Raw genomic sequence first — 21,028 nt, 5'->3', positions numbered from 1 at the left:
GGTTTCTCATGGCACAAAATGAAAATAATGGTTTCTCGGCAGGTTCAGTTCTCCTGTCATTTTTTGTGGGTGGTTTGCTTGGGGCAGGAGTTGCGCTCCTTCTGGCTCCAAAATCAGGAAAGGAGACGAGACAGCAGCTTAAAGACTTGGCGGAGGACGTAAAAACGAAAGCGGATTGTTATATGGAGCAGATGAAGGAACAAGCCTCTTCCGTGATGGAGAAGGGAAAGGACCTTCTAAAAGAACAGAAGTCCATTATTGCCTCCGCAGTTGAAGCAGGAAAAGAGGCCTATACAAAAGAAAAGGACAAGCTTACAAAAGAATAGACAACATATGCTACCGACCAATAGGAACAGGTTTCATAACCTCGCGCTCATCCTTGTGGCGGTTCTTCTCGGGTATCTGACCTATAAGATTATGAGACCCTTTATATTGCCCATCGTATGGGCAATAGTGCTGACGATAGTTTTTTACCCTCTCTACGTGCTTATCAGGAAGGTCGTGAAACTGAAGTCTGTGGCGGTGTTATGCTGTATAGTCGCCATTTTGGTTGTTCTCCTGGGGCCGTTTGCCTATTTTTCGTACGTTCTTACACAGGAGGTAATGACCCTCTCTGCCTATTTTCAAACCGACTCGACTAATCTCGTGAGCAGCATGTTCCATAATCCCTTGGTGAACAGGATCGCGCACAAGGTCCTTGCCATATTTCATATGACCGAGAAAGACTTCACGCGGACAATCGTCGACAATATATCGGAGATCGGGAAACAGTCAATGGGCATAATCAGCACCGGACTGGGCAATGCCGTCGTCACTCTCGCCAATTTTATATTTATGATGCTCTCCGTCTTCTTTTTCCTCATGGAGGGACCGGAACTGGTCGAACAGTTAAACAGGTTCATGCCGTTTTCCAAGAGGCAAAGGGAAAGGCTTATTGACCAGACTAGGGACATAGTTATATCCACGATTTACGGGGGTGTAACCATTGCGGTGATACAGGGCCTGATGGGGGGTGTAGCATTCTCTCTCCTGGGAATATCGTCTCCCGTTATGTGGGGGCTTGCCACGTGCATTTCCTCTTTTATACCTTTGGTCGGTACTTTTATTGTGTGGGGTCCGGCTGTTATATATCTCGCCTTTCAGGGATTTTACGGTAATGCGATAATTCTCTTTATCGTGGGTTTTGCCGGGATAAGCGCTGTGGACAGTTTTTTGAGACCCCTCCTTATTCGGGGGAGAATAAAACTGCCCACCCTTGTCATATTCTTCAGCATTCTGGGTGGTGTCAAATTGTTCGGATTTGTCGGTTTCATAATGGGCCCCCTGGTCTTCGCCCTCTTTATCTCCGTGATTGAAATGCTGCGGTACACTGAGAAAGATGTGTTCAAGATGAGGCAGCAGGCTGTGAGCGAGGAATAGGGCTTCCGGTAATGCGAAAGGAATTAGGCCAGTGACCGTTTTCCCGAGACAATGTCCTCCAGGGTGGGTCTGTCCAGTACCGTTATTTTTCTTCCTTGAACCGTTATGAGGTTTTCAGACGCCATTTTTGCAAGAATGCGGGAAAGTGTCTCGGGTATGGTACCAAGAAGACTGGCCAGTTGGCCTTTCGTGATGTTGAGCTGGATATGTGTCTTTTCAGTCTCCTCGTTTCCGTAAAGAAGATATGAAGCGAACCTCTGGGGTACTTCTTTTAAAGAGAGGTCTTCGATGAGGCGTGTAAAATACTTGAGCCTCTGGGAGAATACAGCAAGCATGTTCATGGCGAGGTACGGATCTTTCGTAATCAGCCTCACAAAGGCAGTCCTTGGAAAAAATACGGTTTTACTCTCTTCCAGGGCCTCCGCATATGCCGGGAAAGAGGCGCCTAAGAATACGGCTACCTCGCCGAAAGGCTCGCCGGGTCCGATAATATGAAGGATCTGTTCTTTTCCTTCCATGGAGAGTTTGTATACCTTTACCAGCCCGGTAAAAAGTATATAGAGGCCATCTGCCGAATCACCTTCCGAAAATATACCTTCTCCCTTTTTATAGGTACTGGTTTCCGCAATCTTGGACAGTTCGCCTATTTGTGACTCAGGCAATCCACTGAAGAGAGTAACGTTTGAAATGAAATGAGCTATCTTATCCATACATATGATCTGCCTTTATTTTAAAAGAAATTTTGTGGAAATGAAAGTATGGATTTGCATGGCGCCCTTAAATAACTTGCCTCTCATCACTTTGGCAAATTCAATGACAGGGAACGGAGTGAGCCCTATGTATTGAGTTTGTAGAAATAATGGACTTTTTCATGTATTATAAAGGACAATTAGCGTATCTTATGCCAAGGAGCTCATATGACGATACCCAAAGTCCTCATCCTCATAGGCAGCGAAAGCGACCTCTCTGTCGTTGAAGAAGCAGCGAAACTGCTGAAAGAGGTTGGGGTGGACGTGAAACTCGATATATCTTCCGCTCACAGAAATCCGGAAAAGACCGTCGATTATGCAAAGAATGCGCGTTCCGACGGCTTTGAAGTGATTATCGCCGCAGCTGGCTTGGCGGCCCACCTGCCGGGTGTAGTTGCCTCCCACACCACGTTGCCCGTTATCGGAATTCCCATGGCTGGAGGCGCCTTAAACGGCGTGGACGCAGTTCTCTCCATTCTGCAGATGCCCAAAGGCGTACCTGTGGCTACCGTGGGTATCAATGCGGCGCGAAATGCGGCAATTCTTGCATCCGAGATACTCTCCATAAAATATGAGGCGGTGCGTCACAATCTTGAAAAACTCAGAGTGGCGATGAGGAAAGAAAGTGACGAAAAATCCGCCCAGCTCAGGAATTACCTGAAAGATTGACAACCTTTTGGGTATCTGGTAAGGTCATAGCATGTTGAATGCCATTACAGATATACCGGGCATAAAGGTGGGGCATGCCTCCGATTTTGCAGGTTACACGGGATGTTCCGTAATCCTTTTGGGTTCGGGCGCTGTATGCGGGATTGACATCCGGGGGAGCGCTGCGGGAACCAGACAGGTAGACGCCCTGAGTGTGAACCATATTGTCGAAGAGATGCACGCGATTTTTTTGTGCGGCGGCAGTTCATTCGGTCTTGATGCCGCAGGCGGTGTCTCGCGGTTCCTGGAAGAAAACGGAGTTGGGTTTAATGTTGGAGTAGCTATGATCCCTATTGTGCCCACAGCTGTTATCTTTGATCTTCTCTTCGGCGATCCGAAAGCGAGGCCAACCGAAGAGATGGGGTACCAGGCATGCCTCGCGGCGTCCGAGACGGTAGAAGAGGGAAGTGTTGGCGCTGGAACCGGCGCCACGGTGGGCAAACTTTTTGAACCAGCCAGAGCTATGAAAGGGGGTGTGGGAACCAGCAGTCTCGTAATGCCCGATGGGCTTGTGGTGGGTGCTTTTGTGGTTGTTAACGCCTTCGGAGACGTCATAGATAATGTGACGGGAAAGACTATCGTGGGTGCGAGAAAAGTGGTGGATAGCCTGGAATTTGCGAATACTGTTGATTCCATGTGGTCCGGTGAAGTGAAAAAGCAGTTTGGTCTTGCCAACACAACCCTCGGCGTTGTAGCCACAAACGCCCGATTCCGAAAACGTGAGATTACGAAGGTTGCCCAGATGGCCCAGGCAGGACTCATCAAAACCATAAACCCTGTGCATACGACCTTTGACGGCGATCTCCTGTTCGCCGTTTCAAAAGGGGAAATGGAGGCTGATGTCAACAAAGTGGGGGTCTTGAGCGGATTCGTAGTTGCCGAGGCTATTAAGAGAGCGGTAAGGAAAGCTGACGGATTCGGAAAAATACCTGCTTTCAAGGATATCGCCAAAGGCTGGAAGACCGGCAAGTAAACGTCCTACCGCTTTACCCCGGTGTTCCTTATTTTGACAAAGGAGGAACAGCAAGTGGAGAAGCTCAGGGAGATAGCTGATCTGATCAGGGATAAGGAGTATGTTGTTGCCTTTACCGGAGCAGGTATCTCCGTGGATAGTGGCATACCGGCTTTCAGGGGTGGACAAGGGCTCTGGGAAAAATACGATCCAATGGATTATGCCCATATCAGCGCGTTCATGTCGAACCCTGAGCGGGTTTGGACTATGCTCAGGGAGATGTCAGAGGTGATACTTGAGGCTCAGCCGAGCCCGGCGCACATGGCGCTCGGCGGCCTCGAAAAAAAAGGCTTTCTCAAGGGGGTCATAACACAGAATGTCGACGGTCTCCACCAGATTGCGGGCAACAACAATGTCATAGAGTATCACGGCAATCACAGATGGCTTGTATGTATGAACTGCTCCATGAAGTATGCCCTCTTGCCGGAGCTTGTTTCTATTATGCCTTATCCAGTCTGCGAGAAATGCAAAACGGCGCTGAAACCATCCGTGGTTTTTTTTGGAGAAGGCATCCCTGCAATGGAAATGAGAAGGGCGAACGACGAGGCACACAGATGTAAGGTACTCCTTATTATGGGGACATCGGGCGTTGTGTACCCAGCCGCCGAGATACCCTATGCGTCCAAATTGCAGGGAGCCGTCATAGTTGAGATCAACGTTTCGGCTACGCCTTTTACCTCTTCCATTACGGATCATTTCTTGAAGGGGAACGTGTCCGAGATAATGCCGAAAATCGTCGAGCTTCTTTGATGAAGGGTCAAGCCGCGCATGAGTGATAACCCGATTGATCACGCGTTTTGCGTAATAATGGCAGGAGGCAAGGGAGAGAGGTTTTGGCCCTTGAGTACAGAACTAGCGCCCAAGCCTTTCCTGAAACTGATAGGCGAGAAATCAATGATCCAGCTTACGGTGGAGAGAGCTGTCAAGATAGTACCTGAGGAAAGAGTGTTCATTATCCTCGGCGAGCCCCACCTCCCCATTGCAAGAGAGCAGCTACCCCAACTGCCGGACAGGAATTTCATCGTTGAACCCGACGGGAGAGATACGGCCCCATGCGTTGGTTTCGCAGCCATCTCGCTCATGTCGATTGATGAGAAAGCCTTTATGATTACCCTGCCCGCCGACCACTATGTCCCTGATGTTCAAGGGTTTGTTGATACGGTCTTAAATGGTCTCAAGTGTGCCGCTTCTGGAGATTACCTTGTGACCATCGGCATTACACCCACGAGGCCTGAGACTGGTTATGGGTACATCAATGCGTACGAGGACTGCGAGTTGCCAGGTGTTAGTTGTTGGAAGGTAAACAACATTGTCGAGAAACCAGATGAAAAGAAGGCGAGGGCGTACTTGGCGGAAGGCGGCTATTATTGGAATGCCGGGATTTTCATCTGGCGCACCTCAGTGGTACTCACCGGACTCGAACGCCATATGCCTGATCTTGCGGCTGGTCTTATGGAGATAAGATCCATAAGAGAGAGGGACTCTCGTGGTGATATCCTTGCTATTTTCATGGGACTTCCGAAGAAGTCGATAGATTATGGTCTTATGGAAAAGGCGGACAATGTGCTCATGGTCCCGGCACGGTTTGCATGGGACGATGTGGGGACATGGACATCCCTTGCGAGAGTTCACGATCTCGATGAGGACGGCAATTTGAGGGTCGGCAAAACCGTCTGTGTGGATACAAAAGACTGTGTCGTGTATGGCAATGGCATCACGGTGGCAACCCTTGGTGTGGCCGATCTTGTGATCGTTGGATCTGAAGACGGCGTGCTTGTGTGCAGCGGGAACAGGGCGCAGGAAGTGAAGAAGATTGTCGGTCAACTGGAATGATGCTGCTGATGCGGAGGTAAGGTTGCCAGACAAGAGGGAGGGTACATGATTTCCAAGATTTTCACAGCCACCTTATTTGGAATCGACGGGCTAAAGGTGGAGGTGGAAGTTGATATCACGTTTGGACTTCCTTCATTCAACATTGTGGGTTTACCAGAGACATCCGTTAAGGAGAGCAAAGAGAGGGTACGGTCTGCAATAAGGAATGCCGGTTTTGAGTTTCCGGGTGACAGAATCACCATCAATCTTGCTCCGGCGGATCTGAGGAAAGAGGGCTCTTCGTTCGACCTGCCAATCGCAATAGGAATTCTGGCATCCATGGGTGTGGTGAAAAGCGACATGGTTCAGCGCTTTATCATTGCGGGAGAACTCTCTCTTGATGGCAGGATCAAAGGGGTGCGGGGCGTCCTCCCTATTGCTATTCTTGCCGACAGGGAAGATGTTTCCGGTATTATCGTCCCCCTGGAAAACGCCAGAGAGGCCTCGATAGTTAAAGGGGTAACCGTCTATGGTGCCGCCCATCTCCTTGATATTGTCCACTTTTTTCGCGGAGATGGAGAGATTGAGAAGTTTGAGGCATCCCACAGTGTGGCGCGTGACGGGGCAGCGCGCGACGAGACGCTCAATTTTGCGGACATAAAAGGGCAGAGTCAGGCTAAACGTGCCCTTGAGATAGGAGCCAGCGGAAGTCACAATGTTCTTATGATCGGTCCCCCTGGATCGGGGAAGACGATGCTTGCAAGGCGTATCCCCACTATTTTGCCGCCCCTAATTTACGAAGAGGCCATTGAGACGACTAAAATCCACAGCATTGCTGGCCTTCTCAACCGAGACATATACCTCGTGGAAGAGCGTCCGTTCAGAGCCCCCCATCACACCATTTCCGACGCTGGTTTGATCGGTGGCGGACATATCCCCAAACCAGGAGAGGTAAGCCTGGCTCATAACGGGGTCCTCTTTCTTGATGAATTCCCCGAGTTCAGGAGGAATACGCTTGATGCATTGCGACAACCTCTCGAGGACGGGAACATCACGATTTCAAGAGTTAATCATTCGGTCAGTTACCCGGCGCGGTTCATGCTGATCGCGGCAATGAATCCTTGTCCCTGCGGGTACTGGGGGGATTCGAGAAGAGCGTGCGTCTGCAACGGAGGACAGATCAGAAAATACAGGTCCAGAATTTCAGGGCCTCTTCTAGATAGAATGGATATCCATATCGAAGTGCCGCCGGTGACGATAAGGGAATTGTCCACAGACAGCATCGCGGAAGAACCGTCGGACAAGATCAGAGGAAGAGTAACTCTGGCACGACGTATCCAGGAAGAGAGATTCAAGGGAAAGAAGATCCATGCCAATGCCCAGATGACGGTGAAGATGGTGAAGAAACATTGTGTCCCCAGCGACGAGGGACGGCAACTCCTCGAAAAGGCTGTAGAGAAGTTCAGTCTTTCCCCCCGTGCCTACCACAGGGTTCTGAAAGTAGCTAGGACTATCGCTGATCTCGAACAGATGGAGCATATCGAAGATACCCACATAGCGGAAGCTATTCAGTACAGGGCGTTAGACAAGAGGATGGCTCTGTGAGTGCAAAGTGAAGATCTGATATCGTAACGAAAAAAACCTGCTATTCTCTTAAAGGATCCCCTTTCTCTTATTCTCTCACCAAACACTCCATATTCTCTCGTGTACAATAACTGTTACTTCGTTTTAACGTATCTTACGGAAATAGTGCTGTGCCTTTTAGGCTGGCAAAGGTGACATGTATGAGCAGATACAAGGCCGATTAGTGTTCGTTGTTTATTTTTAAAGGCCGACATGAAAAATACCGAAATGGCGGTATGAAGGAGTGCAGTTGCGTCGCGACCTGCGGTGAATTATTATCAATAGTAAGGACTTTCGATGATCAGGTATTTCTCATTCGTTATCGTTCCTTATTCGACTCGTGGTCTTTGTGCATTAGAGGTGGCGGTTGACCCAGTCTGGTGCCTGACACTGAACAGGTAAAAATTTGGACAAACGATGCAGAAAGCGTCATACCGTATGTCCCCCACCCCCCCCCACAGCATGGTCATTTCCGGCAATACACCAGCAAAACTTATTCTGGGCAAAACTTCTTCTTGAAGAATTCTTTCAAAACCATTACTATATGTTCGGTTGAGCTTGTTGCAGACTGTTGTGGCAGGCGGTGTTCAATGAGAATTGAGGAGGTGCATCCGTGAGTATAAATCTATTACTGAGAAGAGTGGTTTTGTCGGTTCTTCTGCTGTTCTTTTTTGCCGGTTGCTCCACGACCACACAGGTTGTTCCATCCTCTTTGCCGCTCAGAATCGGGGTTTGTGACTTACCGCCTCTTGTCTACAGAGTGGGCGGGGAATATCTGGGAGCGGAAGCGGACATGGCTCGGCTTCTGGGGAAGTCACTGGACAGGCCTGTTCAGTTTATACACAGAAGATTCGACGATCTGATCCCTTCCATACTTGCTGGAGAAATAGATATTATCATGGCGGGCATGACCGTTACGGAGGAGAAGCAGGTTAGAATAGATTTTTCCGACCATTACCTCAAGACGGGGCTGGCTATGGCGATACGGTCCGACAATATACGGGAATTCGATTCTCTGCCGAAAATATTAGATAATGCGAGAGCTGTGGGCGTGGTGAAAGGAAGTGTGGCGGAGGCGTATGTGAGAAGAAATTTTCCGACCAACATGCGTGTCCTTCTCCTTGGAAAACCGTCTGATGCTGTCTTTGAGTTGAAAACCAGGAGGATTGATGTATTCGTGGACGGCGCCCCTTCTATCGCTTGGGTAGTTTCCTCCAATGCGGCTGGAGTCCATGGATTCTTTGAGCCTATGACGGTCGACTATTACGGATGGGGAATTAACAAGAGAAATCTTGAGTTTCTGAGCCAGGTCAACGCTGTTCTTGCGCAGTGGAAAAAAGATGGTACTCTGGAAGGTATCTTACGAAGGTGGTTGCCTTACTTAAAAAATTACAAATGAGAGCGAGGTGGAGTGAGCAGGTTTAAGAGACCTCAAAGCGCCAGTTTTTTGAGTTTAAGGACATCTCGACCCGTTTGAGCGTGAAAGCTGATGCTGGTGGTGATATAGGATTTACACCAAACATACAAAACCAAAGGCTTTAGGTATCCATCCAGCAGTATGTGCTCTTTGAAGCGCCTTGGAACGAGGCGCTTATATCAACGAGAACTGACATGCAGCGAGCGTGTCGGTATCCATAAACTGGTGGTAGGCATTTACACACCCACTGCTTGTCGGTTCGATAAAACAATCGGAAAGACTTATTCCATGTAGTCAAGGATTTGTCCATTAAGCGTTGATTTACCTCCAGTCACATCGGTATATACTTATCCGTACAACAAACCCGCTTGCTATGGGTCTTTTCAACAAGATGAACGAATTCATGCAGAACAACGTATTCAAACACCCCAGTGTTTTCTTTGCAAGCTGCAAGTTTAACCATATCTTGCCTGTTTTCGTATTATAAATTCCTGAACGGGTTGTCATATATTTAGTCTGCCAACTTTTAGGGTGTAAGCCTGTCGTTTTCTCACACTTAAGAAATAATCGTGCTATCTATATTTTGAGCAGTTTCCTGTACCACTCGCGGACGAAATTTTCCCGTTGCTCGGCAGTGCTTTCTTTGCGGACAGTCAGCATAGTTTTATAACCGGATAGTACGAGTGAATTTTTGTTGCCGTATTCAGTTTGGAGATGATACTGCTTGTCCCAAATATACAGTGTTTCACCAGATGCATATTCCCGCTCCGACTGTCGCGGCTGGTTATTGAACTTGTTGACGATCTGGTTTCTTTGTCTAACTGGATTTTGCCCGCACAAACCGTTCTATCGCTTCATCGCTCATAGAGAGCGGGGCGTGGATACCGTTCTTATTCGGCAGCGTGCTGTATAGGTGCATATTCTTTTTGAATACCTCAATCGGGTATACCTGAAGTGTTTATCATAAGCTAGCATTCAGCATATTCCACAACAATGTTGTATATTCTTGTTAACCGTTAGTATTTTTTATAAATTCCATATTTCTTGGATTCTTCCGCTCCTTTTGTTTCGTATGTGGAGGCTGTTGTCAAGAGAGTCAAAGGATATGATAATTGCATATTATCTGAAATCATGCGATTGAAAAATTTTGCAATGCTTGCAAGCGGAGAGTAAATCGAATCCGCTACGAACATATCGTTCCTGTCGGCGATGGCCTCGTCATAAAGCGATATTGAATCTGCCCGGTCGCGGGTTCTTAATGGCTGCCGTACGTATCCTCCCCATTGTTCCCTTTGCAGGGCGTCGTTTCACCTTGATTCGCGGCCATATTGCTGCTATGTTTTACCATATGATGGAATGTGCTTGTCAGGTTATCCCTTCGTGAAAAAAGACTGGTTTTCTAACGAAGGGTCGCCGTCTCCCCAGGGAGTCACCTGGGTAGAAGAGGTGAGGGCTTTCAATTTTGCCCTTTACACCGAAAACGCCACAGGCGTTACGTTGCTTCTTTACAGAGAGGACGACGTGGTCCGACCTTCCAGAGAACTGAGGCTTGACTACCTCGTGAACCGGTCGGGGAGAGTATGGCATTGCCGGGTGCCCCTGACTGAACTCGGAAGCGCGAAATATTATGCCTATAGAGTGGAAGGCCCTCATGATTCTCATCTGGGCCATCGTTTCGATCCGGAAAAAGTCATTCTTGATCCCTACGCAAAAGCTGTCTATTTTCCTCCTTGGTTCAGCAGAGAGGAGGCAAAAAGGCCAGGGCCAAACGATGGAAAGGCACCTCTCGGCTTCATCGACATGAAAGGGAAAGATTTTGACTGGGGAGATGATGCTAGGCCGAGACATACGTCCGATAAAGTCATTTATGAATTGCATGTGAGGGGTTTTACCATGAGACCAAGTTCCGGGGTCACCCCAGACAAACGGGGTACTTACGCAGGGTTGACCGAAAAGATACCTTACCTTAAAGAACTTGGCGTTACCACCGTGGAATTGCAGCCTGTTTTTCAAAACGATCCGCAAGAAGGCAGTTGCTGGGGCTATATGCCTCTCAATTTTTTTTCTCTACACCAGGAGTATGCATGCTCCGGGATTCCCTGTGATCAGGTCAACGAATTCAAGGCCATGGTGAAAGCATTCCATGAGGCTGATATCGAGGTCATGCTTGATGTGGTTTACAATCACACCGCAGAAGGTGACGAAGACGGTCCCACGTATTCTTTCCGTGGGATTGATAACACAGTCTACTATCTTCTCAAGAAAGACAAGCGTTACTACCGCAACGACACTGGGGTTGGAAACGTATTGCAGACCGCCCATCCGTGCGTGAGATTGATGATTACGAACAGCCTGAGTTTCTGGGCACGGGAGATGCATATAGACGGATTCCGCTTCGACCTTGCGTCTATTTTTACAAGAGACAGCGAAGGCAGGATCAACCTTACGGACCCGCCCATTGTGACTGAGATCGGGGTCCACCCGGATCTCATCGATATCGACCTCGTGGCTGAGGCGTGGGACCTCGCAGCCTACCAGCTCGGCCAGAGCTTCCCCGGCCTTTTCTGGCGCCAGTGGAACGGGCAGTTCCGCGATGATGTCCGCTCTTTCGTAAGGGGTGATCCCGGCAAAGTCGCAAATCTAATGACCCGTATTTACGGGAGCGATGATCTCTTTCCGGATTGGCTGGATAATGTATACCATCCTTACCAGAGCATCAACTTCGTCACAGCCCATGACGGTTTCTGTCTCTACGATCTTGTATCTTACAACGTAAAATATAACGAGGCTAATGGCCACGAGAACAAAGATGGGGCAGATTATAACTTGAGCTGGAACTGCGGGTGGGAAGGAGATGATGGAACTCCGGCAGAGGTTATGGAATTAAGGAAACGGCAGGTCAGGAATTTTTGCTGCATCCTTTTTTTGTCCAATGGGACCCCGATGATGCGCGCAGGCGACGAGTTCATGAATACCCAGAAAGGGAACAACAACCCCTATAATCAAGATAACGAGACCACTTGGCTTGACTGGGATCTTTTCACGAGGAATCGGGACATATTTAGGTTCTTCAAGCTCATGATTGAGTTCCGGAAGACCCATCCGACTCTCGGAAGGTCCCGCTTCTGGAGGAACGACGTGGGTTGGTATGGGACGAATGGTAAAGCGGACATAAGCTACGATTCCCGCAGTCTTGCGTTTTTCCTTGATGGCTCCAGCGAGAGAGATGGCGACATTTATGTAATGATCAATGCCGACAAGAAAAATCTAGAATTTATCATACAGAAAGGAGAGGCGTACGAATGGCTGAGGGTGATCGATACGAGCCTCCCAACCCCCCATGATATACGGGGACCCGGTGAGGAAGATGGAGTGTCTGGTCTTATTTATGCGGTGAAAGCGAGGTCCGTTGTTGTCCTGTTCCGCCCGCGGGTCCGGGTTTAATTTATCCGTTTAATCATTTTAATTGAAGATACGCGCTCCCTCTGTGCCTATTTCCCCACTCCTCTCTGCTATTTGACAACCTTTGACCATTACAGAGCTAATAAAGCGATGAAGGCTACAAGCCCTCTTGGGACGTAAGTAATCCCGAAAATCTCCATTGACAGCCTTCTGTCATCAAAAAGCAACCCAGGGCGATCATGGCTGGCATGGATCATTGGGTGAAATGGTTCATTTTATCGTACTTTGTGCCTTGTTCACCAATTATCTGATCCGGTTGAACACGAGTATCTCTGTATAGGTGTAATGGCCGCTCAAAAAAGAATGCCGCAGTGGAGAGGTATGCAGACATTTTTTTATCCGTATGAGCCAAATCTCCCTTCAACCAAATTGAATTTTAGTGATCCACGAATCCTCTCTATTAGTCTGGGACTCATGGCCTCCGTTTTCTTTCCGTGGCGATTCTTTTTCTTACTTTAGACCAGCTTTCTGTTGAGAGGAAGCTCTCTTGCATGTTTTCCACCATAGCGGTAAACTTCTCCATAGGTACCGCGAAGGTGAGGACGCCTGGGCGAACGCAGGGGCGGGCGGAGACATCCAGCATGCCGAGTACACCTCTCGGTGTGTCAGCGTCCTTCTCGAAATACGGATACTGGACAATGGTGGCGCACCCGGCCCCAAAGGGCGAAAAGACTCCGTCAACCCCGCTTTGGTCGTAGTTTGCTAGGGTGAAGAGTCCTGAAAGCACATCGGGAGTATCGAAAAAGATCACTACTTCAGGTGTGTCTCCATCAACGAGCCTGTCCCATCGCTTAAACACAATATATCTCGCTGGGGCTTTGAAGGCAGGTAGCGAGTCCATATAGGTCTTAACGAGCTCCGGAGTTTTCTTGTAGCGCTCCCCTTCGACGGTTCCTGGCAGGCCTGTGGAAAGAAAGTGCTCGAAATCTGGAGCCCAGTTTTGGGCGAAGCCTAAATAGTGCCTTCCACCGAAGCATCCGAGGGAATAGAAGTCAAAAAGAAGATTTCTCCCGGCGGCAACCCTTGCGAGATCGGCTATAACGCACCGGTGGCCCACCGGCGTCTTTACCCTCCCAGCCGCCTGTCCGTTATCGGTGTAGTAAAAGACAACTGGGAGGGCCGCACCGTCGAAGTATTCCTCCCAGAGGTTTAAGAATTTTGCCTTCAGCATCATATCCATGGGATGTCCTCCTTCTAAAATCTTACACGCACACGGTAGGACAACTTCACCTCTCCGTCTTTTTTTGCAGGTACGTCGAAAAAGATCGTGTTAGCATCTTCCTTTTTGTACGGAAGTGACGATTCGAGCACCTTCCAATCTCCTGGGAGCGGTTCTACGACCTTCACCGTTATGTCCTCCTTCTTATGATTTTTAAGGGTGATCTCGAAGGCCACTTCATAGGTATCTTTAGATATTTTTTCCCACTGTGTCTGCTTCCTTGTGGCGCCTATATCAAAGGCATATCCAAGCCTTGCTCGTACCTTTTCGTCCTTGCGGGTATGTTCTACCCTGTCCTCTCCCACGAACTGGGAACTGCCGTCGCTATCGAGTTTGTAAACCCTTATCGTCCCCTTGGGCAGGGGAGTGCCTAAATTGTCCTCCTTTCTGTTCGAGATCTCTATAAATACTGCCACCTTATCTTTCGATTGTAGTTCTTCATGGCGGTCCTGAAAATAGTACTGGGCACCCCTGTAGATGAATTCTTTTCGCACCGGAACATTTTCTGCCTCAAGGAAGTTGATCTGCTTCGTCTGATTTTCCTTGATGGTTGCCTTCCTTTCAAGTTTATAGATATGGTATTCGAAGAAGGCATCCTCTTTGAATTGGGACTGGAGTGTTGTGACTGCCAAGCTAGTGGCCCTAAACCTCTCTGCAGGGTAGTACTCTTCAACCCTGTGGATATCCCCCGCCACCAGTTTTAGCCTTGCGTCCCTGTAAGCGGCACCGCTTTTGTTGTCGATTGTCACCCAACCAGAGAGGCCGGCCATCGTCTCTTTTGCATTGAGGAGAAGGACATAGTCGGCCTGCCAGTTTATCCCGTTGGTCAGGTATAAGGCTTCTATATCTTGAGTTGCGTCTGTCGTGCTGTTCAGGAGCCATACCAAGGTCGGTTTGGGAATAAGGTTCTCCGGAAGTCCAGGGAATAGTATCCTTCCAGGGTGGCTGAAGGTAATCTCGTTATTGATCCTATAGATGGGCACCCCGTTATCATTGGAGAGTACCATTGCCGTTACGGTCTCCTCCTTATCCGTATAGAGGTTTTTCGTGACGAGTTTCACCTCTTTACCGACGTACTTGTCGAGCAACTTACCTGGGTTCAGGAGATCGTATTCATAGTTCTGCTCCAAGACGGACAATGAGTCCGGCCGTGAAAGGGACTTTATGCTCACGCTGGACGGTATTACCTGTGAGGCCACATCCATGAACCGGAGTTCCTGAGTGCCCTTTCCGAGGCTGATCTTCCGGTGGTCCTTTACGAGTCCGATATTGCTATTGTAAATAGTAATTTCTACTGCGGACTGGTCCTTCCCATCGGTGAGGCGCGTGTCAGCCGCCAGCATGAGCCCAGGGACCCAAAGGAAAAAAGTAATTAGCAGACCGCCAAGCAGGAAAAATCTTTTCACGATAGATACCCCCTATTATTTTTGTTCATGAATTTATCTATTTTACCATAAACCATGCTACACATGGCAGAGGAGATTGAACCGGCATGTGGAGCACGAGAGGTTGTCAAAGGGCTTGAAAGGTTTAGAAGGATCAAGGATGTCGGCTATCACTCTCCTGACGCCCTCCATGCACCTCTCCTGAATAGCTTCCCTTTCGTCTCTTGCAGCGGCCCTGAACAGAACCTCCTCTTTGTTCGTCTTCAAGAATATAAGCTTCGCGCTTATGTTATCCTCATCGCATACATGGGTCTGCTGGAACAGATAGACATAGAGGGGAAGCTGGAAAGTGAGGAAATGACGGTGTATATCTTCCATGGAACTGAAATTGATCTCGGACAGGGCGCGGCGGGGATATTCCTTCGACCCTCCTGTCTTGTAGTCAATGACAGTATACTCGTCGTTGTCGGGTGAATAATCAATACGGTCAATGCGACCTCTTAGTCTGATGGAGTGGTCGCTCGTGGTCAGGTCCGCGTCAAGAGTTTGCTCAAGATATTTCACAATGAACGGCTTCGGGGCCTCTTTCACGTTTCTTTTCAGGAAAGATTCGAGTTTGAAAGCGGCAAGTTTTTTGAAAAGGTAGAATTTACCGGTAATAACCCGGTGTCTGAACTCTTTCTCTAGCGCATCCGTCATTGTGTATAGTAATTGATCATACATGAAAGGCCCTATTTCGGTATCCTTGTAGGGTAGAAAGGTATTGAAGAGTATGCGATGGATGATCTTGCCCCTGTCCAACACATCAATATCGCCGGAGACTTCTTTTTTTTCTTCAAATCCGAGAATACTCCCGAAGTAGAAGGAGACCGGACACCGAATATAGTCGTTGATATGGGACGAGGAATATGTCTTCTGTAGGAGTATGCTATATACCTCGTCCGATTTTTCTATCTCAGGCAGTGGCCCCCGAGGTGCAAGTTTGATTCTTAAGGAAGTACTGTCGACCTGTACTGTGTCTAGACTCTTATCTTCTTTCTCTATTCCCCAGATGAGTTGCTCCACATACCTGCTCCTGGGTTTATCTTCAGCATCAATATAAATGAGATGCACATCTTTCGCCGATTCGACGAGGCGGTAGAAATAGTATCTGTATATCTCTTCATTATGCTCCGGTGAGGGCATGCCAAGCTTATCGTAAATACCTACAGGTATGAGAGGATCAATCTTCTTGGACTCAGGCAAGACCCCTTCGTTTACATCGAAGATAATGACAGTGTCGAACCGTATGTTTCTCGACTCAAGGACCCCAAGGATCTCGAGAGCTTCTACAGGTCTTGTTTCAAAGGGCAATGTGGCCAATTTGAGAAACTGGAGGAGGAAGTCGCAGAGGGTACGCCTGTTCTCCCGCTCGTTCTTCCGGAATACCTCTCGGCTGAATCTTGTCTCTCGTGCCTTTGCGAGAAGCTCAAAGGTGTGGATGAATATCTCCCCGGAAAGGACATAGGAGCGGACAGGTGTGTTTCTTAATATGAAGTCGAGGATCTTTTCAAGCCTGTCCGCATAGTCCCAAATGGTCTCTGCATCTTCAAAGGACCTAAAAAGAAGATCGTGTATCCGGCGGAGCGCATTTGCCGCTCCTTTTTCTAGACCTTCATTTTGTTCTTTATTACCAGCCATCAGGTGCACAGCCCGTTCCATTTCGTCTGGTGTTATGAACGCTCTGCCTGCAATGACGCTTCCTCTCACCTCTCCGGTCAGCAGCCCTTTGAGGTTAAGGAGAAGGAAGCGCAGGTTTCCATGCAGCGTAAGGTTCTTGACGAAGGGATGGAGCATGACCCTGAGGTAGGCCTCAACCGGATAAGAGTAGCGATCCCTCCTCATGGTCTGGCTGTCGATGATTGCGGAGATTAGATCGAAAACAGGTGTCCTCTGAAGTGGGTAGCCGAGAGATATGTTATAGCGCGTATCAACCCCGTCAACCGCAAAAGTGAGAAGAGGAAACAGGGCTTCCGAGAGGGGGAGTACCACTGCGGTTTTTCCCGGTACCACGCCTGCCAGAATGCCGGATGCCTTGAGGACTTCGGCGTGGGTGTCGAAGCCCGAATAGAATTTTATCTGCTCCGGATGTCTTACCTGGGAAGGGATTTTCACTACTTCCGCGCCGTAATAGGAGACGAGCCGGGAGAGGATTGTCCAATCTTCCACGTCCCCTTCAATGATTATATCTCCTATACCTCGTTCCCAGAAGTATTTTGTGATCTTCTTTTCTGTTCCCGTCAGTCCGAAAAGGCCGGCAAAATAGATGCGCCTGAATTCTTCGAGGTTGAAACGATCGAGAACATTGCAGGCGCAAAGATATTTGTAACCTCTTGTAAAAAGGCGCTCATCGTTGAGTATGGCATGGAACCTGTTCCTCAGGAGACTGATATTACTTAGGAGGTCGTTGATGCTGACAGGAACGTCGTAGCCTAATTCCGCGTTCTTTTCAAAGGAGTGGAGTCTCACATCAGAGACGTTTTCCGCGTCTATCTGGTTGATAAACGAAAATAGATACCGACCCCAATAATAGAATCCGTCAAACCCTTTTTTCTTGAACGGGTGAGAGCGAAACTGATCCATAGATCCGACCGCCTGGTAGAGAATCCAGATCGCATCATTATACTCAAGGTCCACAAAATCATGATGTGATGGTTTTACGAGATAATCAATGAAACTTTCAATGGAAAAAAACCCAGGAGCATAAAAAGGCCGACCTAATTTTTCAGCCAGCCGTCTTCTTAAGTAGAGCGCAGGTCTTTTGCCTGGGAAAACTACAGCCGTTTCGTCGAGCTGACCGCCGTTCTCAAGGATAGTATCCGCTAGCGCATCAATAAAGTCGGCGCCTATGGGAATGGAGTATATCGGCCTCATACTGTTTCCAGCCTGTTCTCGTCCACATAAAGGAGATACTTCCTCACCTCCATGCTGGGGTGAAGCTGTTCAAGGATACGTCCATAATTTCTTATCTGTTCCACGTGATCCTCGCTTTTGGTCTCTCCTGTTTTGAAGTCTATCACGTCTATGAAATCATAGCGGACTATGATCCGGTCTGGTTTATAGACATCACCTCTCCCGTCCACAATCTCTTTTTCCGTGTAAATCACGCTGCCATCTTCATCAGAGGGAAAGAACTTTCTGAATGAGGCGCTGGAAAAGAAGCGAGCTATTATACCCCTCAACTCTCCTTCTTCGGCGCGAAGTCCGAAGCGGGCCGCTGCCTGACTGACAGACTTATTGAGAAGGGACTCATAATCGTCGGGTAGAAAACCGATCAGGGACAGGATGTAATGGATCGCATCCCCCCTCTTCTTCGCTTGGGCCTGTTCCCTTGAACAGTCTTCCGGCGGTTCGAACTTTCCGTGAACCTTATCCATCCATCGTAGATCTTCCCCTGTGGACTGAAGATGGAGATCATCTCCGGTACGGGTAGTAGCATCGGTGTACAAGGGCTCTGTTCCAGAGGCTTCGCTCTTTAGGCCCATCTCCATCGTCCCTTCTGTCACATTATTCTGAAATGCCTCGATGTTGTAAAGGTAATCTATGAGATAATTCTTTTTCTTGGAATCGGCGAGGAGTATGTAAAGCTCTTTTTCAGCCCTGGTGCACGCCACGTAAATATTGTTGATCTCGTCGATCAGATATTCGGTCTCATTTTCAAAATAGACGTTCTTCAGGTGCGCCGAACAATCAACGTAGCCCTTCTTGATACTGAGGAGCCGCAGTCCTTTGTTGCCGGACACAAGGAATTTGCCTTTGTCCCTCTTGTTTAAATTGCCAAAATCTGTCAGTTTAAGAAAAGGAAGGATTACGACAGGGAACTGTAGCCCCTTCGCTTTGTGGATCGTCAGTACTTTTACGGCATCCGCCCCCTCGGTGGCTTTAAGCAGGAAAGGGGCGTCATCTTCCTTGGCATTACCAAATGCAGTATCTGCGCCTTTTTCCCAGAAGTCGAGAAAACCGGTTAGGTTATTGCTCCCCATCCCTTCTCTTTTTTTTATCAATTCACATACATGGAGAAAATAAGGGGTGTCTTCCGGGAACTGGTCAAATATTCGCCATCGCTTCAGGATGAGGACGAACAACTCGTAAAGCGGCAGGTATCCGGCACTTTTGAAGAAATCGGCGAAGAATCGGTCCCATAGGGTGGCATAAGAACCCTGAAACGCCTTGTAAAGAGATCTGCGGATGGGGGTCAACCGCTCTTCCGTAATATACCGTGTGATCTCATCTCGGCTGGCCTTGGTCACCCTAGCAAAAATGGTCCCTGTGAGAAAACCCACTAAAGCCATATCATCGTCGGGAGCACTCAGGAATTTAAGAAAGCCGATCATCTCCTTTATAAGGGGATTATTTTTTACATTGACGGTGAATTCAGAATCAACTGCGATTCCCGCTTCCAGGAGCCTTTTCACAATCAACCGAGCTTCTTCCCTTCGCCTGACAAGTATGGCGATATCTCGGTCGTGGTATACCTGTCTCTCCCTAATCTCTTTGACGAGGGATTCTATTTTATCAGCAGTAATGCACTCTTTTTTTTCTTTTGAGAGTTTCTCTCCCGTATCTTCCTTGTCTCCTTGAGAGAGTTTTTCCACGTATACGTATCCTTCCCCTTTCTTCCGTTCCACACATTGCTGACTTGAGCCGTAGTACGTATCTGCTATCCGGATCCATGCCTCAGGCACTTCGTGTCCGGCTATGGCTCTCAAGAGGCTCATGATGTTTTCCGGATCAAAGACCGCATTGTTGAACGAGACGATATATTCGCCGCTCCTGTAATTGATGTCCAAAAATACCGGATATATCTTGTACGCCGGGTAAGATAAAGATAGTTCGTCCACGAGTTCGGCCTTCCCGCCTCGCCATCGGTAAATGGCCTGCTTCTTGTCGCCAACAAGAAACAGAGTACCCCCCCTGCTCAGGGCCTCATCGGCCAATACGCAGATGTTCTTCCACTGCAGATGATTCGTATCCTGAAACTCATCTATGAGAAAATGGGAATAACGCTCTGCAAGGGCATAGTAGATCTCGGGAATGAACTGTTCGTCTGAGATCACGCGCTGGAGGAGCTTATTCAACTCTTCAATTAATATGAGTCTGTGACGGTTGGTAACTTCTTGCCGGAGGCGCTCCTTGAAAAACCTGTAGATCTCCAGATAAGAAGAGAATTTTGATTCGGCGAGAGCCTCGGTGTAGAGTGAGATAAGGGTCCTTACTTCCTGCCAGGTCAACTCATTGACCTCGTCGACAGGGGCACTTCCCTTGTTCAGGGACTCGGAGATCGTTTCCCGCCTGAAGTAGGCACTTTCTTTGAAGTCAGACCTGTCGAGGACCGCGAGGTTCTTGAGAAATCCAAGAAAGCCTTTGTTCACTTTCATGTTATCCCCGCTCTCAAGTGAAAAAAGCAGTTCACTTGATTTTCTCACAAGTTTCATCTTCAGTTCTTTAAGGCGCTCAGGTCCGGGACCGAGAACGAAATCCTTGTTCTCTTTTGCCTCCTCTTTCCAAAAGCGATAGAAAATGTCGATGAGAAATCTTTTTGGGACCCACGCAGTGTCCTTTTCTTCCAACTTGATGTACGCCTTGAGAAATGAGTCGAATCTTTGCCGTACATCGTTCATCTCCAATATCTCCTGAAGGCATTCTTCAAGAACTATATCAATATAGAGCTCCGATTCTGTGGAAATGTCGAAATCTGGCGGCAGCCCTAATTTGAACGCCGATGCCTTGAGCGTGAGATTCACGAAGCTGTCGATGGTACTTACTTTGAAATCATGGAAGTCTTTTATGAGGTTCTCAAAATCGACTTCTATGATTTTGACGAGGTCCGTCCGTGCCAAGGAATCCGAGACATTGTTGATAATCTCGTCGGTGGGCCTCAAGGAGGACCCCTTGAAAGGGAGGTCAAGGATGATTCTCTTCATCCAGTCGATGATTCGGTTCCTCATCTCGGAGGCTGCCTTGTTGGTGAAGGTTATGGCCACGATGTTGGAGATGCTGTTTTTAGCGGCAGACTGACTGTCTGTTTTGCCAAGGGCCAGCAATTGAAGGTAGCGCAGGGCGAGATTGTAGGTTTTGCCTGCACCAGCCGAAGATTTCACGGTGATAATGTGTGGGAGTTCCTTATTAGGGTTCATCAGTAGCCTGCCGTTTTCTCATTAAGAGAAGATACCATGGAGGCAT

14 protein-coding genes and 1 pseudogene are annotated in these 21,028 nt (G+C 48.4%); 9 read left to right on the top strand and 6 right to left on the bottom strand.

What is annotated here, in order from left to right; genetic code table 11:
• Nucleotides 1–8 precede the first annotated feature (8 nt).
• Together LBQ00_03785 and LBQ00_03780 are read left to right on the top strand one after the other, a co-directional pair.
• Complete coding sequence (locus LBQ00_03785) at nt 9–326, top strand: YtxH domain-containing protein (GenBank protein MDR2017981.1); 318 nt, start codon at nt 9–11, stop codon at nt 324–326.
• Between the two features lie 7 nt (nt 327–333).
• Nucleotides 334–1,419, top strand: a complete 1,086-nt coding sequence (locus LBQ00_03780) for an AI-2E family transporter (protein ID MDR2017980.1) — start codon at nt 334–336, stop codon at nt 1,417–1,419.
• Between the two features lie 23 nt (nt 1,420–1,442).
• On the opposite strand, the gene LBQ00_03775 is transcribed toward LBQ00_03780, so the two are convergent.
• On the bottom strand, nt 1,443–2,129 hold the full coding sequence (locus LBQ00_03775; GenBank protein ID MDR2017979.1) for a Crp/Fnr family transcriptional regulator: 687 nt from the start codon (nt 2,127–2,129) through the stop codon (nt 1,443–1,445).
• Between the two features lie 207 nt (nt 2,130–2,336).
• Between LBQ00_03775 and purE the strand changes: the two genes are divergently transcribed.
• The 6 genes from purE (at nt 2,337) to LBQ00_03745 (ending at nt 8,722) form a co-directional block, all read left to right on the top strand.
• On the top strand, nt 2,337–2,837 hold the full coding sequence (gene purE / locus LBQ00_03770) for a 5-(carboxyamino)imidazole ribonucleotide mutase (protein MDR2017978.1): 501 nt from the start codon (nt 2,337–2,339) through the stop codon (nt 2,835–2,837).
• Nucleotides 2,838–2,868: 31 nt separating this feature from the next.
• Entirely contained in the window at nt 2,869–3,849 is a 981-nt protein-coding gene (locus LBQ00_03765; protein ID MDR2017977.1) for a P1 family peptidase, read from the top strand.
• A 54-nt stretch (nt 3,850–3,903) separates the two neighbouring features.
• Nucleotides 3,904–4,638, top strand: coding sequence for an NAD-dependent deacylase (locus LBQ00_03760; protein MDR2017976.1), 735 nt, complete (start codon nt 3,904–3,906; stop codon nt 4,636–4,638).
• Between the two features lie 18 nt (nt 4,639–4,656).
• Entirely contained in the window at nt 4,657–5,721 is a 1,065-nt protein-coding gene (locus tag LBQ00_03755) for a mannose-1-phosphate guanylyltransferase (protein MDR2017975.1), read from the top strand.
• A gap of 45 nt (nt 5,722–5,766) precedes the next feature.
• A complete protein-coding gene (locus LBQ00_03750; GenBank protein ID MDR2017974.1) occupies nt 5,767–7,305 on the top strand; it encodes a YifB family Mg chelatase-like AAA ATPase in 1,539 nt (512 codons plus the stop codon).
• Between the two features lie 631 nt (nt 7,306–7,936).
• A complete protein-coding gene (locus tag LBQ00_03745; GenBank protein ID MDR2017973.1) occupies nt 7,937–8,722 on the top strand; it encodes a transporter substrate-binding domain-containing protein in 786 nt (261 codons plus the stop codon).
• Nucleotides 8,723–9,071: 349 nt separating this feature from the next.
• Here the strand turns inward: LBQ00_03745 and LBQ00_03740 are convergent.
• A pseudogene (locus LBQ00_03740) lies at nt 9,072–9,580 on the bottom strand (M48 family metallopeptidase).
• Between the two features lie 540 nt (nt 9,581–10,120).
• On the opposite strand from LBQ00_03740, the gene LBQ00_03735 reads away from it, so the two are divergent.
• The gene (locus LBQ00_03735) at nt 10,121–12,184 is read left to right on the top strand and encodes an isoamylase (protein MDR2017972.1); all 2,064 of its coding nucleotides are present in this window, start codon (nt 10,121–10,123) and stop codon (nt 12,182–12,184) included.
• A 430-nt stretch (nt 12,185–12,614) separates the two neighbouring features.
• On the opposite strand, the gene LBQ00_03730 is transcribed toward LBQ00_03735, so the two are convergent.
• The 4 genes from LBQ00_03730 to LBQ00_03715 are packed head-to-tail and all read right to left on the bottom strand — an operon-like array spanning nt 12,615 to nt 20,982.
• Nucleotides 12,615–13,382 (bottom strand): DUF169 domain-containing protein, encoded by a 768-nt coding sequence (locus tag LBQ00_03730; protein ID MDR2017971.1) that lies wholly within the window; start codon nt 13,380–13,382, stop codon nt 12,615–12,617.
• A 14-nt stretch (nt 13,383–13,396) separates the two neighbouring features.
• On the bottom strand, nt 13,397–14,827 hold the full coding sequence (locus LBQ00_03725; GenBank protein MDR2017970.1) for a DUF4139 domain-containing protein: 1,431 nt from the start codon (nt 14,825–14,827) through the stop codon (nt 13,397–13,399).
• Between the two features lie 57 nt (nt 14,828–14,884).
• Nucleotides 14,885–17,719 (bottom strand): PD-(D/E)XK nuclease family protein, encoded by a 2,835-nt coding sequence (locus tag LBQ00_03720; GenBank protein MDR2017969.1) that lies wholly within the window; start codon nt 17,717–17,719, stop codon nt 14,885–14,887.
• On the bottom strand, nt 17,716–20,982 hold the full coding sequence (locus LBQ00_03715; GenBank protein ID MDR2017968.1) for a UvrD-helicase domain-containing protein: 3,267 nt from the start codon (nt 20,980–20,982) through the stop codon (nt 17,716–17,718). The genes LBQ00_03720 and LBQ00_03715 overlap by 4 nt, the downstream gene beginning before the upstream one ends.
• Between the last annotated feature and the right edge of the window lie 46 nt (nt 20,983–21,028).

It is taken from the genome of Syntrophobacterales bacterium (genome assembly GCA_031274925.1).
GTDB lineage: Bacteria > Desulfobacterota > Syntrophorhabdia > Syntrophorhabdales > Syntrophorhabdaceae > PNOM01.
The sequence above is the reverse complement of the archived record's forward strand: the minus strand, read 5'-3'. Positions and strand labels throughout refer to the sequence as shown.